This window comes from Enterobacter sp. UPMP2052 (assembly GCF_053709675.1).
Window position 1 is genome coordinate 2,075,637 of record NZ_JBSKJR010000001.1, and the last position, 13,314, is coordinate 2,088,950.

A 13,314-nucleotide genomic window follows, 5' to 3' on the forward strand; every position below is an offset into this window, starting at 1 on the left:
ACTTGAAAGTGTGATTTTGATCCCCATATACTAAGTATCCTGATAACTCCCACCCGATGTGGGAGTTATTCTTTTTTGACGTTACGCCGGAGCTGACATGAAAACCAAACTTAACGAACTGCTTGAATTCCCTACCTCATTTACTTACAAAGTAATGGGTCTGGCGAAACCTGAGCTGGTTGATCAGGTGGTTGAAGTGGTACAGCGCCATGCGCCGGGCGACTACTCTCCGTCGGTTAAGCCAAGCAGCAAAGGCAACTACCACTCGGTTTCTATCACCATCACTGCGACACACATTGAGCAGGTTGAGACGCTATACGAAGAACTCGGCAATATCGAAATCGTTCGCATGGTGCTGTAGTCCCCTCGCGGTTACCCGGTTGGCCGGGTAACCCACCTCCCCGCTGTGATATACTCCCTGACATCGTTTCTCGTCCCTCTTCGGAGTCGTCGTTTTGTACCAGGATAACATTCTTGTCCGCCATCTCGGGCTACAACCTTACGAACCTGTCTCCCAGGCTATGCATGATTTCACGGATTCACGCGATGAAACTACCCCGGATGAAATCTGGCTGGTAGAGCACCTTCCCGTGTTTACCCAGGGGCAGGCTGGAAAAGCTGAACATCTGCTGATGACCGGTGATATTCCGGTTATTCAAAGCGATCGCGGCGGGCAGGTGACCTACCACGGTCCGGGACAGCAGGTGATGTACGTTCTGCTGGATTTAAAACGCAGAAAGCTGGGCGTGCGCGAGCTGGTCACGCTGCTTGAACAAACGGTGGTGCGTACCCTGGCGGAATACAATATCGATGCCCATCCCCGCGCTGATGCGCCCGGCGTGTACGTGGGAGAGATGAAAATTTGTTCGCTGGGGCTGCGTATTCGCAAGGGCTGTTCATTCCACGGGCTGGCGCTGAATATTAATATGGATCTCACCCCATTCCTGCGTATCAACCCGTGCGGCTATGCCGGGATGGAAATGACGCAAATGCGCCAGTGGGTCGAGAACGCGACGCCTGAAATAATTCGCCCTGTACTTCTAAACAACTTTTTAGTGCTGCTTAACAATCCTCCTCACGAATATATCACTGCTTAATATATTTCGCCCGGTGGCTCACTATTTGTCGAGCCACTGCTTATTTCCCGCTTTTACGCTTTACAATAATCCCCATATTCTATATTTTCGAAGCGCCCGCATATTAGCGTTACATATTATTTTGTTCCCTAATAGTCCCTGCTGCAGAGTGCATGTTACCGGCGTGATAATCACCCAACTGTTTGTTTTCGCGAAACAAGTGAGGCACGGGTAACACTTTACGAATCTCTACAGGCATAATAAATAAATTCAACTATCATTCATATTGTGAATGAATACGGAGTGAACGCGTGGAGTCTAATAATTTACCAGCTAAACGCCTGAATGAACCCGGTGGCGAGGATAAGCCGCAAATTTTTCGGACTTTACGTAATATTGATCTCAATTTGCTGACTATTTTTGAGGCAGTATATGTCCACAAGGGTATCGTTAATGCTGCGAAAATTCTTAATCTCACGCCCTCCGCAATTAGCCAGTCAATTCAAAAACTGCGCGCCATATTTCCCGATCCCTTATTTATTCGTAAAGGCCAGGGCGTAACGCCAACCGCTTACGCCACGCACCTGCATGAGTACATCAGCCAGGGGCTGGAATCGATACTCGGCGCGCTGGACTTAACCGGGAGCTATGACAAGCAGCGAACCATCACCATTGGTGCCTCTGCCTCTCTTGGCGTGCTGGTGATGCCAGCAATTTATCAGGCCATCAGGCAGCACGCGCCGCAGTTACTCATCCGCAACGTTCCCGTTCACGAACCTGAAGCGCAGCTGGCGCAGTTCCAGACCGATCTGATTATCGACATCAACAGTTTCAGTGCCAGAGCCCTGGGGCAAAACGTGCTTTATTCCGATGCGCTGGTACTGGTGTGTCGCCAGCACCACCCGGCACTCAGCCAGCCCGCCACGCTTGAGAACCTGCGCCTTTACGAACATGCGTCTTTCATGGCCGAGGGACAAGGCTCTGCCCCGCTACGTCAGCGTCTTGATGAGCTCTTCCCGGACCGCCAGATTAGCTTTAGCAGTTACAATATGTTTACCGTAGCGTCACTGATTGGCGGGAGCGACATGCTGTGTGTCATGCCTTCGCGGCTGTTTACTCTGCTGCGCAAATGCTGGCCGCTGGAGCGTCTCGCCCTGAGCGAGTTGAATGGCGAATCCCTCGACATTTCGCTGCATTACAACAAGCTGAGTCTGCGCGATCCGGTACTGGAAAATGTCATCAATATCATCCGTCAGGCCTTCTGACAGACGAACCCAGCAGCCTGCAGGCCATAACGCACAAAACAACAACTATTTTACAATTTGGCGACCTGACAGGCTGCTTTATGGCCCTTATCAATGATATACTGCCTGTCGTTCGTTCAAAAATAGTTGATAAATACAACATTCCCTTGAATTGAAACGCTTTCCTTCGTTATTCGCAACTGGAACACGCACGCTATGAGTAAACCCATTGTGATGGAACGCGGTGTTAAATACCGCGATGCCGATAAAATGGCCCTTATCCCGGTTAAAAACGTGGCTACAGAGCGCGAAGCGCTGTTAAGAAAACCGGAATGGATGAAAATTAAACTTCCGGCCGACTCTTCACGTATTCAGGGGATCAAGGCAGCGATGCGCAAAAACGGTCTTCACTCTGTGTGTGAAGAAGCCTCTTGCCCTAACCTTGCTGAATGTTTCAATCACGGTACCGCAACCTTTATGATCCTGGGTGCAATCTGTACCCGCCGCTGTCCGTTCTGTGACGTTGCCCATGGCCGCCCTGTTGCGCCAGATGCGAACGAACCACAGAAACTGGCGCAGACCATTGCTGACATGGCGTTGCGTTACGTTGTTATCACCTCTGTTGACCGTGACGATCTGCGCGATGGCGGTGCTCAGCACTTTGCGGACTGCATTACGGCTATCCGCGAGAAAAGCCCAAGCATTAAGATTGAGACGCTGGTCCCTGACTTCCGTGGCCGTATGGACCGCGCGCTGGACATTCTGACGGCGACCCCGCCGGACGTCTTCAACCATAATCTGGAAAACGTGCCGCGTATCTATCGCCAGGTGCGCCCGGGTGCCGACTATAACTGGTCCCTGAAACTGCTGGAGCGCTTTAAAGAAGCCCATCCGCATATCCCGACCAAGTCTGGTCTGATGGTGGGTCTCGGCGAAACTAACGCTGAAATCATTGAAGTGATGCGCGATCTGCGTCGCCACGGCGTGACCATGCTGACGCTGGGCCAGTACCTGCAGCCAAGCCGTCACCATTTGCCGGTACAGCGCTATGTCAGCCCGGATGAGTTCGATGAAATGAAAGCCGAAGCGATGGCGATGGGCTTTACCCACGCAGCGTGCGGGCCATTTGTTCGCTCTTCCTACCATGCCGACATGCAGGCGAAAGGCGAAGAAGTCAAATAATCCTGTAATAAACCGTTACAGTAATACAAAAAAACCGGCCTCATGAGCCGGTTTTTTTTCGCAAGCCAACAGGCATTGCCGTTACTCTTTATGAGAAAGCTTCTCTGCAGGAACGCCATCTTCGGCGCTTTTCTTCGCCGCCGCGTCATCATCGTTCATCGCTTTCTTAAAGCCTTTGATGGCTGCACCCAGATCGCCACCCAGTGTGCGTAACTTCTTGGTACCAAACAGCAGGACGACCAGTGCGGCAACCACCAGCAGTTTGGTAATACTAATCTCACCCATAGATACCTTCTTTACATAAAACAGGCTGCATTCAGCGCCGAAAAAACCTGATGGTATTAACGGTCATTTGGCGCGCGCACACAATAGCAATCTGTAACAAGGTGAATCAAGCACTGATGAAAAAAACATCATAATAATTGCGGTGGCGCAAAACGTCGGTTGCGTAGAACAGGTAATTGCTGCCGCGCAAGCGCTATTCGCTCTGAATTTACTTCCGTCAACAGCAAAGCGGGTGCCTCTGCCGCTGCGGCAATGGTCACCCCCAACGGATCGATAACCCGGCTCTGTCCGATATTTTTATTCCCACACTCCCCTGCTGCCACAACATAGCAGGTGGTATCGAGCGCGCGGGCAGCCAGCAGCGTGGCCCAGTGGTGCTCTTTAAGCGGTCCTTTAACCCATGCGGCGGGGAGCACCAGCACATCAGCCCCCTGCAGCGCCAGGTGTAACGCCAGCTCCGGGAAGCGGATATCGTAGCAGGTCATCAACCCGGCCTTAACACCCTGAATATCAATCAACGGCGGGACGCGATCCCCCGGATCAACCAGCCGTGACTCCTGGATACTAAACGCGTCATAGAGATGGAGCTTGGCATAGCTGGCAATCACCTCTCCAGCGCGTATAGCCACCAGGGTATTCACCGCCCTGCCCGACGTGGACGGGACGTGGATCGTCAGGATGGTGGTAAGCGCATTGCCCTCGCTTTCGGCCAGCAGACGTTTCAGGAACGGCCCCTCAAGCGACTGCGCGGACTTTACCGACAGGTCCGGGTCATTATCATCACGCGCCAGCAGCGCCTCTGGCAGCACCAGCATCGCTGCGCCCTTCTGCTGCGCCTGTGCCATCAGAGACACGCATTTTTGCGCATTCACCTGCCAGTCTGGCGTGACGGCAAACTGTCCTACGGCCACATACATAATTGTCCCCTGCTCATAAACAGCGTTACACTCGATGTTCTTAACTATCAAATAGCAGGAATCTACAGTGTTACAACTACTTTTAGCCGTTTTTATTGGTGGAGGAACAGGTAGCGTTGCACGGTGGCTGTTAAGCATGCGGTTTAACCCGGTGCATCAGGCTATCCCCCTGGGAACACTGGCTGCAAACCTGATTGGGGCGTTTATCATCGGAATGGGGTTAGCCTGGTTTAATCGCATGACCGATATCGACCCGATGTGGAAAGTCTTAATCACCACCGGCTTCTGCGGCGGATTAACGACCTTTTCCACCTTCTCGGCCGAAACGGTCTTCCTGTTTCAGGAAGGGCGCATCGTCTGGGCGCTGGGCAACATAGCGGTTAACATGCTCGGCTCATTTGCGATGACCGGGTTCGCATTTTGGCTCGTTTCTTCCGCCAGCGCGCATTCCTGATCGCAGCGTTAATGTTAGCTTAATTTTTATCTGTCACTCTGAGCGCAATACTGAACGAGGGTGACAGCATGAAAGAGAGTTTGATGAGCGCAGGTATGGTTTTGCTGAGCGTCGCGATCGTTGCCAGCTTCCTGAAAATCTATCTGATGGGCTGATTGCAGACGAAAAAAACCCGCTCGATGAGCGGGTTTTGAAATTCTTGCTGACGAGTCTGTATTACAGAGCCATTACGTTAGCAGCAGATGGACCTTTGGCACCGTTAGTGATTTCGAACTCTACGCGCTGACCTTCAGCCAGAGTTTTGAAACCATTAGACTGGATTGCAGAGAAGTGTACGAACACATCTTTGCTGCCATCTTCAGGAGTAATGAAACCGAATCCTTTGGACTCATTAAACCACTTAACGTTACCTTTAATCTTAGACATCAAAATTACCTTTACATTAAAAAACGACACAAATGCTGTGTCGGGTATCAGTACATCAATTGTGGAACGTTTTGTCCAGCGGATCTTTGATAAAAAGTGACAAAAGTCGCGTTAATTTTAACTGCCGGATTTTTATCCTTTACGATTCAAGGCCTGCCCATTTTTTCGCCAGAAGGGAGCGCATTTTTAGTTAAAACTGAAAACGCATCCAAGCGAAGTAAACGTTACCGTTGTTATAGGTCCCTGGGATATAGGTCATCTGGAACGTCGCAGGACCATAGCCGATGGAGGCCAGCGGCAGCAGAACCGGCACCGGGATGTACTTCCAGTTATCACGCGCGGTAAAACCTGCCGTATACCCCAGCCCCAGGCGGAAATTATCATCCGATAACGGACGCCAGGTTTTCTCCCACCCGTAGCCGCCAATCGGTTCCCACTTGTTGTAGGAATCTTTAAACGCCATCAGATAGAGGCCGTGCCAGTTCCCTTTCTCATCCCAGCGGGACTGACCAAAGCCGGCACCCCATGGGCGCTCGTTGTAGCGATCCGTTTTCTCTTTGTCATACGCAAAGCGGGCATGCCACGTGATGGCCGGAATATACAGATCGTAATGCTCCGGCTCGTTCCACGTCTGCGCCACATTATCTTTAAAGGTGGAGAACCACCCTTTCTCGCTTACATTGTCGTTCGCACCTGCAACGCAGGCGAAACTTAACTGGCCGAAAATAAAGGCTAATATGATAAAAATCTTATTACGTAAAGTCACAATACCATTACCATTCTTAGTATACGAGGCGAAGCTTACCATAGAATAGTTGAACGAAGTCTTAACAAAATCGTCTCTGTTCCTAATTATTCTTTTCTGTGCTGAGAATATTCTGAGAAAACATCTGAGCTTTTATGAATAACCTCATAATATTAGTTTTTTAACGTTAATTTAACATTATAATGAAGACCAGAATAATCCTCCCCTCATATCATCGTGGATTTATTAATCGTCCCCTCTCGCGCAGGACCGCATCAGCGCTGGGCTTTCGCCCTCACCCTCCTGTTCAGTCAAATGCGCAAAGCGCGATAACGCCGACGCCTGCACGCGCGACTGGTCCGTTGAGAGCGGTTAGGGAAAACATATATTCACGCCACCCCATAAACGCGGCGTAATTAATTAACTAAAAAAATAATTCCCGTATTTTTATTCAGGAATTATGGGCATATACAATCTTAACTCCGTGATGCATAAATCCTATCTTTTACGTTTGCGCAGCAAACTCAGACAGGTGAAAATCACAGGGAGACGTGGGCGAAACGCCCGAAGATAATACAAAACTACCCATTTTCCGGGTGCCAGGGCATATAATAAGTATTCATGCAGTCAATGACGACTAGACAGAAATGCCAGTGCGGTGGCAAAAAAATCGTCGATACTGCCTCAAGTCGTCTCTTCTTTGATTTTAATCAGCAAGGGCAGGCCATTAATTCGGCACATTTCATGCTTCTTTTTTATTGATTATCTTACTTTTGGGCAGCAAGGATACAGGGGAAATCATGCTTACGTTTATCGAGCTCCTTATTGGGGTCGTGGTCATCGTCGGTGTAGCGCGCTACATCATTAAAGGGTATTCAGCGACGGGCGTGCTGTTTGTCGGTGGCCTGACGCTGTTGATTATCAGCGCGTTGATGGGCCATCAGGTTCTGCCCGCCAGCGAGGCCAGCACCGGCTATACCGCTACCGATATCGTGGAATATATTAAGATTCTGCTTATGAGCCGCGGCGGCGATCTGGGCATGATGATTATGATGCTGTGTGGCTTTGCTGCCTATATGACCCATATCGGTGCCAATGATATGGTGGTCAAGCTGGCCTCTAAACCCCTGCAGTACATTAACTCCCCTTACCTGCTGATGGTGGCGGCCTACTTCCTGGCATGCCTGATGTCGCTCGCGGTGTCATCGGCGACCGGGCTTGGAGTGCTGCTGATGGCAACGCTGTTCCCCATTATGGTCAACGTGGGGATCAGTCGTGGTGCAGCCGCGGCAATCTGCGCCTCGCCAGCGGCAATCATTCTCTCCCCAACCTCCGGCGACGTTGTGCTGGCGGCAAAAGCGGCGGAAATGTCGCTCATCGACTTTGCCTTTAAAACAACGCTGCCCATTTCGATTGTGGCTATCGTTGGCATGGGCATCACGCATTTCTTCTGGCAGCGCTATCTCGATAAAAAAGAGAACATTAACCACGAAATGCTGGATGTGAGTGAAATCACCACAACCGCCCCGGCGTTTTACTCCATTCTGCCGTTCACGCCGATTATTGGCGTGCTGATTTTTGACGGCAAATGGGGCCCGCAGCTGCACATTATCACCATCCTCGTGATCTGCATGCTGCTGGCCGCTCTGCTGGAGTTTGTGCGAGGCTTCAATACACAGAAAGTGTTCTCCGGCCTTGAAGTGGCGTATCGCGGAATGGCAGATGCCTTTGCCGGGGTCGTGATGCTATTGGTGGCCGCAGGCGTGTTTGCGCAGGGGCTGAGCACCATCGGCTTTATTCAGAGCCTCATCTCCATTGCGACGTCGTTCGGCTCAGCCAGCATTATTCTGATGCTGGTGCTGGTCGTGCTGACCATGCTGGCGGCAATGACCACCGGCTCCGGTAACGCGCCGTTCTATGCATTCGTTGAGATGATCCCAAAACTGGCGCACTCCTCCGGTATCAACCCGGCGTACCTCTCCATTCCGATGCTGCAGGCATCCAACCTGGGGCGCACCATTTCCCCGGTTTCCGGCGTCGTGGTTGCGGTGGCCGGGATGGCAAAAATCTCGCCTTTCGAAGTGGTGAAACGCACGTCGGTGCCGGTCCTGGTCGGGCTTATCATCGTGATTATTGCGACGGAGGTACTGGTGCCAGGCGCCGCCTGAGCCTCCTGACTGTTGCCAAAAAAGCGCCTGCGGGCGCTTTTTATGCTTTAATAACTTCCAGAAATATTTCGCTCTCACCGATCAGGAAATCACATGTTCAGGAAGGATATCGTTATCCCGGCTGGCGCTATGGCGCTCGCACTCTGCGCACTCAGCGCACACGCAGAACCGCTCAAGGCCACACAGTATGGCGATTTCGATCGCTACGTTCTGGCACTCTCCTGGCAAACCGGGTTTTGTCAGAGCATGGCTGAGCGCAACCGCAACGAGCCGGAGGAGTGCCGCCTGCAAAAAGAGAGCGCGAATAAAACCGATTTCCTGACCGTTCATGGGCTATGGCCCGGCTTGCCTAAGTCTGTCGCCGCGCGTGGCGTGGATGAACGCCGCTGGATACGTTTCGGCTGCGCCACTCGCCCCATTCCAGACATGCCGGAAGCAAAAGCCAGCCGCAAATGTGCCGCAGCCGAGACAGGGCTTTCACTGTCTGCTGCCGCAAAGCTGAACAGCGTGATGCCCGGCGCGGGCGGAACGTCCTGCCTCGAACGGTATGAGTACGCCCGGCATGGAGTCTGTTTTGGCTTCGATCCCGACGCCTATTTCGGCACCATGGTCCGTATGACCCAGGAGGTCAAAAGCAGTGCCCTGGGGACATTCCTCGCCGGGAACTACGGCAAAACCGTTAACCGCAGCGCCTTCGATGACGCAGTGGCCAAAAGCTGGGGCAAAGAGAGCGTGAAGGCGATCAAGCTCACCTGTAATGGCAACCCGGCATATCTGACGGAAATGCAAATCTCGCTGAACGCCAGCACCATTAACAATCCGCTCGCGGCGGCCTCCTTCGCGCCACGCCCGCATCCCGGTAACTGCGGCAAACAGTTTATTATCGATAAAGTCGGCTACTGACCCTCCTGCCGGGCAGCTTCTGCCCGGCAATTCATTCCTTTCCCTTATATGACGACCCGCGTCACACTTCCGGCTATACGCATCATTTTTCCAGCCAATGCATTATTTATCCGGTAAACAGCGCCAGATCCTCCCCGCCATAATCAAGGCGTTACCTACAGGAGGAATTACACATGGCTAAAAAATTGATTGCACTTTGCGCCTGCCCAATGGGCCTGGCACACACCTTTATGGCAGCTCAGGCGCTGGAAGAAGCGGCGGTGGAAGCGGGCTATGAGGTCAAAATTGAAACGCAGGGCGCGGACGGCATTCAGAACCGCTTAACGGCGCAGGACATTGCCGAAGCTGACATCATTATCCACGCCATCGCCATTACGCCGGAAGATAACGAACGCTTTGAAACGCGCGACGTTTACGAAATTACGCTTCAGGATGCTATTAAAAATGCGGCTGGCACCCTGAAAGAGATCGAAGAGTTGATTGCTGCAGAACAACAATAATCCTCAACCTCAGGGGTTTTCGTCATGGCAATTAAAAAACGCAGTGCGGTGCGCCCGGTAGAGGGTGATACGCTCGCCATCAAGCCGGCGCCCGTCGCGGCAGGCAATACGTTCTGGAAAGAGCTGCCTCAGCACATTATGTCGGGCATTTCCCGCATGGTGCCAACGCTCATCATGGGCGGGGTTATCCTCGCCATTTCGCAACTGATCGCCTACGTCTGGCTGGAGATCCCGCCAGACACCGGTATTCTTGACGCGCTTAACTCAGGCAAATTCACCGGGTTTAACCTGTCGGTGCTGAAATTCGGCTATCTGACCGAGTCCTTTGGCGGGCTGCTGTTTAGCTTCGCCATCCCGATGTTCGCCGCGTTCGTCGCCAACTCCATCGGCGGCAAACTGGCCTTCCCGGCCGGGTTTATCGGCGGTCTTGTCGCCACCCAGCCCACGCTGGTGCTGAATTTCGATCCTGAAAAACTCACCTGGCTTGCCACCAAACCGGTGCCGTCGACCTTTATCGGCGCGCTGATTATCGCCATTGCCGCAGGCTACCTGGTGAAATGGCTGAACACCCGCATCAACCTCCCACAGTATTTGCTGGCGTTCAAAAGCACCTTCCTGATCCCGATTCTCTCCGCCCTGTTTGTGATGCTGGCGATGTATTACGTCATCACCCCGATTGGCGGCTGGCTCAACGCCGGGATGCGCACCCTGCTTCTCGCCGCCGGTGAAGCAGGCTCGATGATGTATGCCATCGGCATGGCTGCGGCCACGGCGATTGACCTTGGCGGTCCGATCAACAAAGCGGCCGGGTTCGTCGGGCTGGGACTGACGACCGATCACGTTTTGCCGATAACCTCCCGCGCGGTGGCGATCGTTATCCCACCGATTGGTCTGGGGCTGGCAACGCTGATTGACCGCCGCCTGACCGGCAAACGCCTGTTTAGCCCACAGCTTTATCCGCAGGGCAAAACCGCCATGTTCCTCGCTTTTATGGGGATCAGCGAAGGGGCAATCCCGTTCCTGCTGGAAAACCCGCTCGCGACGCTGCCAGCGTACATGGTCGGTGCCATAGCGGGCGCGATGACCGCCACCGCCCTGGGTGCTGTGCAGTGGTTCCCGGAATCTGCCATCTGGGCATGGCCGCTGGTGACCAATCTGGGTGCGTATATGCTCAGCATTCTGGTCGGCGCGGTCATTACGGCCCTGCTGGTGGTGACTATCCGTAACCACATGCATAAACGCGGAAAACTCTCCGTCGATACGCTGTAACGGGATAACGAGATGGATTTACTCACAACGCTTCGCCACTGGCTAAAGACCGAAAAGCTCGATGGCGTGCTGATTGCCTCACGGCAGAACAAACAGCCCCATCTGGGCCTGTCCACCGGTTCGGGCTATGTGCTGGTTACGCGAACCGACGCGCATATTCTGGTGGATTTTCGCTACTACCACGACATCGCCTCACGCGCGGAAGGCTACCGGATGCACTTGCTTGATGCAGAGCATTCGTTTGCCGGGGTGGTGAACCAGCTGATTGCCGACGAAGGGCTTTCGCGGCTGGGCTTTGAAGGCGAACACGTCAGCTGGCACACCGCCAGTCAGTGGCGCGACGCGCTGAATGCGACGCTGTGCGGGATCTCTCTCGACGCCCTGCGACAGATTAAAACCGCGGACGAAATCGCCCGGATCCGCGCGGCGTGCCGCATCGCCGACGACGCCGCGCATCATATCCGCCGCTTCATCCAGCCGGGTATGCGCGAGCGCGAGGTCGCCGCCGAGCTGGAGTGGTTTATGAAGCAGCAGGGCGCAGATAAGCCCTCCTTCGATACTATCGTTGCCAGCGGGCCACGCGGCGCAATGCCGCACGGCAAAGCCTCCGATAAGATCATCGACGCGGGCGAAATGGTCACCCTCGATTTTGGCGCCCAACACCAGGGATATTGTTCGGATATGACGAGGACCTTCCTTGTCGCCAGACAAGGCCAGACACCCGAGGCGCATCCGCTCTACACGGTTTACCAGACCGTGCTGGCGGCGCAACTCGCGGCCATCAATGCCATTCGTCCCGGCGTCCCCTGCCATGCGGTGGATGCTGCTGCCCGGGAGACAATCGCACGCGCAGGCTACGGCCCGCAGTTCGGTCACAACACCGGGCACGCTATCGGCATTGATGTCCATGAAAATCCGCGATTTTCCCCCACAGACGCCACGCTGCTCAAACCTGGCATGCTCCTGACCGTGGAGCCTGGCATCTACCTTGACGGTGTGGGCGGCGTGCGGATTGAAGACGTGGTGCTGGTCACGCACACCGGGGCCGAGGTGCTCTACACCATGGACAAAACGCTACTGATGACGGGAGAACACTGATGGACAAGGAATTACTGCGCGCGTTAAGCGAAGCCGATGCCATTGCCGCGTCGGAGCAAGAGGTGCGCGACATCCTGATTAACGAAGCACATCGCTATCAGAAAGACGTTCAGTTCGACGGCCTCGGCTCGGTGCTCATTCGTGTGAATCAGAGCAACGGGCCAAAGGTGATGATTTGCGCCCACATGGACGAAGTCGGTTTTATCGTACGCAGTATTTCGCGTGAAGGAGCCATCGATGTCCTGCCGATTGGCAACGTCCGCATGATGGCCCGCACGCTTCAGCCCGTACGCATCACCACCCGCAACGGGCTAAAAATCCCGGGCCTGCTGGACGGCGATCTGAAAGGTGAAACCGTAGACAACCTGCGCGTGGATATTGGCGCAACCTCAGACGAGGAGGTCTACGCTGCGGGCATAGATGCGGGCGACCGCGTGACGTTCGATACGCCTTTCCAGACGCTTCCCCATAACCGGGTAATGGGAAAAGCCTTCGACGATCGCCTCGGGTGCTATCTGCTGATCACCCTGCTGCGCGAGTTGCATCAGGCCCCGCTCGACTGTGAACTGTGGCTGGTAGCCAGTTCCAGCGAAGAGGTTGGGCTGCGTGGAGGGCGCACCGCAGCCCAGGCCATTCATCCTGATATTGCTCTGGTCCTCGATACCGCCTGCTGGTCGAAAAACTTTGATTACGGTAACGCAAACCACCGTCAAATCGGTGCTGGCCCGATGCTGGTGCTGTACGACAAAACGCTTATCGCCCCACCGAAACTGACCGCGTTTATTGAATCGGTAGCGCGTCCGCTGGGGATCCCGCTGCAAAAGGATATGTTCAGCAACGGCGGTACCGACGGCGGCGCCATTCACCTGTCCGGGACGGGCGTTCCCGCGGTGGTGTTAGGCCCGCCAACCCGACACGGGCACTGCGCGGCCTCGATCGCCGACGAAAAAGACATTAACCAAACTCATCAACTGCTTGTCGCCCTGGTGGCGTGTATGAATCGTGAGACCGTGGCTCACCTGACGGACTTCAGGTGCTGATCTCACG

At 53.9% G+C, this 13,314-nt stretch carries 15 protein-coding genes; 11 read left to right on the forward strand and 4 right to left on the reverse strand.

Going from position 1 to position 13,314, the window contains the following annotated elements:
* Window positions 1–97 precede the first annotated feature (97 nt).
* The 4 genes from ybeD (at window position 98) to lipA (ending at window position 3,502) form a co-directional block, all read left to right on the forward strand.
* Window positions 98–361, forward strand: a complete 264-nt coding sequence (gene ybeD, locus ACWKX3_RS09640) for a DUF493 family protein YbeD (protein ID WP_006177135.1) — start codon at window positions 98–100, stop codon at window positions 359–361.
* A 94-nt stretch (window positions 362–455) separates the two neighbouring features.
* Window positions 456–1,097, forward strand: a complete 642-nt coding sequence (gene lipB / locus ACWKX3_RS09645) for a lipoyl(octanoyl) transferase LipB (protein WP_454541643.1) — start codon at window positions 456–458, stop codon at window positions 1,095–1,097.
* Between the two features lie 290 nt (window positions 1,098–1,387).
* Window positions 1,388–2,341, forward strand: coding sequence for a YbeF family transcriptional regulator (locus tag ACWKX3_RS09650; protein ID WP_058610656.1), 954 nt, complete (start codon window positions 1,388–1,390; stop codon window positions 2,339–2,341).
* Between the two features lie 195 nt (window positions 2,342–2,536).
* Entirely contained in the window at window positions 2,537–3,502 is a 966-nt protein-coding gene (gene lipA / locus ACWKX3_RS09655) for a lipoyl synthase (RefSeq protein WP_006177132.1), read from the forward strand.
* An 81-nt stretch (window positions 3,503–3,583) separates the two neighbouring features.
* On the opposite strand, the gene tatE is transcribed toward lipA, so the two are convergent.
* Together tatE and ACWKX3_RS09665 are read right to left on the reverse strand one after the other, a co-directional pair.
* Window positions 3,584–3,787: a twin-arginine translocase subunit TatE gene (gene tatE, locus ACWKX3_RS09660; protein WP_006177131.1), complete on the reverse strand. Its 204-nt coding sequence runs from the start codon at window positions 3,785–3,787 to the stop codon at window positions 3,584–3,586.
* Between the two features lie 128 nt (window positions 3,788–3,915).
* Complete coding sequence (locus ACWKX3_RS09665) at window positions 3,916–4,704, reverse strand: deaminated glutathione amidase (RefSeq protein WP_454541644.1); 789 nt, start codon at window positions 4,702–4,704, stop codon at window positions 3,916–3,918.
* A gap of 67 nt (window positions 4,705–4,771) precedes the next feature.
* Between ACWKX3_RS09665 and crcB the strand changes: the two genes are divergently transcribed.
* The gene (crcB, locus tag ACWKX3_RS09670; RefSeq protein ID WP_042320967.1) at window positions 4,772–5,158 is read left to right on the forward strand and encodes a fluoride efflux transporter CrcB; all 387 of its coding nucleotides are present in this window, start codon (window positions 4,772–4,774) and stop codon (window positions 5,156–5,158) included.
* 216 nt (window positions 5,159–5,374) lie between these two features.
* On the opposite strand, the gene cspE is transcribed toward crcB, so the two are convergent.
* Window positions 5,375–5,584: a transcription antiterminator/RNA stability regulator CspE gene (cspE, locus tag ACWKX3_RS09675; RefSeq protein WP_006177128.1), complete on the reverse strand. Its 210-nt coding sequence runs from the start codon at window positions 5,582–5,584 to the stop codon at window positions 5,375–5,377.
* 190 nt (window positions 5,585–5,774) lie between these two features.
* Complete coding sequence (gene pagP, locus ACWKX3_RS09680; RefSeq protein WP_006177126.1) at window positions 5,775–6,392, reverse strand: lipid IV(A) palmitoyltransferase PagP; 618 nt, start codon at window positions 6,390–6,392, stop codon at window positions 5,775–5,777.
* A 737-nt stretch (window positions 6,393–7,129) separates the two neighbouring features.
* Between pagP and dcuC the strand changes: the two genes are divergently transcribed.
* The 6 genes from dcuC to ypdE all read left to right on the forward strand — a co-directional run bounded on the left by dcuC (window position 7,130) and on the right by ypdE (window position 13,307).
* Complete coding sequence (dcuC, locus tag ACWKX3_RS09685; protein ID WP_042320960.1) at window positions 7,130–8,497, forward strand: anaerobic C4-dicarboxylate transporter DcuC; 1,368 nt, start codon at window positions 7,130–7,132, stop codon at window positions 8,495–8,497.
* A gap of 93 nt (window positions 8,498–8,590) precedes the next feature.
* Window positions 8,591–9,400 carry a ribonuclease I gene (rna, locus tag ACWKX3_RS09690; protein ID WP_006177122.1) on the forward strand — a complete coding sequence of 270 codons (810 nt, stop codon included), beginning with the start codon at window positions 8,591–8,593 and terminating at the stop codon, window positions 9,398–9,400.
* Window positions 9,401–9,573: 173 nt separating this feature from the next.
* Window positions 9,574–9,900 (forward strand): PTS fructose transporter subunit IIB, encoded by a 327-nt coding sequence (locus tag ACWKX3_RS09695; protein ID WP_058610653.1) that lies wholly within the window; start codon window positions 9,574–9,576, stop codon window positions 9,898–9,900.
* 24 nt (window positions 9,901–9,924) lie between these two features.
* Window positions 9,925–11,169 (forward strand): PTS fructose transporter subunit IIC, encoded by a 1,245-nt coding sequence (locus ACWKX3_RS09700; RefSeq protein WP_153688773.1) that lies wholly within the window; start codon window positions 9,925–9,927, stop codon window positions 11,167–11,169.
* 12 nt (window positions 11,170–11,181) lie between these two features.
* A complete protein-coding gene (ypdF, locus tag ACWKX3_RS09705) occupies window positions 11,182–12,267 on the forward strand; it encodes an aminopeptidase (protein WP_454541645.1) in 1,086 nt (361 codons plus the stop codon).
* Entirely contained in the window at window positions 12,267–13,307 is a 1,041-nt protein-coding gene (ypdE, locus tag ACWKX3_RS09710) for an aminopeptidase (RefSeq protein ID WP_454541646.1), read from the forward strand. Before ypdF ends, ypdE begins: the two co-directional genes overlap by 1 nt.
* Window positions 13,308–13,314: the final 7 nt, after the last annotated feature.

Excerpts from the sequence above, each read along its gene's own strand:
- ybeD (WP_006177135.1), top strand. The coding sequence starts at position 98 with ATGAAAACCAAACTTAACGAACTGCTTGAATTCCCTACCTCATTTACT.
- lipA (WP_006177132.1), top strand. The coding sequence starts at position 2,537 with ATGAGTAAACCCATTGTGATGGAACGCGGTGTTAAATACCGCGATGCC.
- tatE (WP_006177131.1), bottom strand. The coding sequence starts at position 3,787 with ATGGGTGAGATTAGTATTACCAAACTGCTGGTGGTTGCCGCACTGGTC.
- ACWKX3_RS09665 (WP_454541644.1), bottom strand. The coding sequence starts at position 4,704 with ATGTATGTGGCCGTAGGACAGTTTGCCGTCACGCCAGACTGGCAGGTG.
- cspE (WP_006177128.1), bottom strand. The coding sequence starts at position 5,584 with ATGTCTAAGATTAAAGGTAACGTTAAGTGGTTTAATGAGTCCAAAGGA.
- pagP (WP_006177126.1), bottom strand. The coding sequence starts at position 6,392 with ATGGTAAGCTTCGCCTCGTATACTAAGAATGGTAATGGTATTGTGACT.
- dcuC (WP_042320960.1), top strand. The coding sequence starts at position 7,130 with ATGCTTACGTTTATCGAGCTCCTTATTGGGGTCGTGGTCATCGTCGGT.
- rna (WP_006177122.1), top strand. The coding sequence starts at position 8,591 with ATGTTCAGGAAGGATATCGTTATCCCGGCTGGCGCTATGGCGCTCGCA.
- ACWKX3_RS09695 (WP_058610653.1), top strand. The coding sequence starts at position 9,574 with ATGGCTAAAAAATTGATTGCACTTTGCGCCTGCCCAATGGGCCTGGCA.
- ACWKX3_RS09700 (WP_153688773.1), top strand. The coding sequence starts at position 9,925 with ATGGCAATTAAAAAACGCAGTGCGGTGCGCCCGGTAGAGGGTGATACG.
- ypdF (WP_454541645.1), top strand. The coding sequence starts at position 11,182 with ATGGATTTACTCACAACGCTTCGCCACTGGCTAAAGACCGAAAAGCTC.
- ypdE (WP_454541646.1), top strand. The coding sequence starts at position 12,267 with ATGGACAAGGAATTACTGCGCGCGTTAAGCGAAGCCGATGCCATTGCC.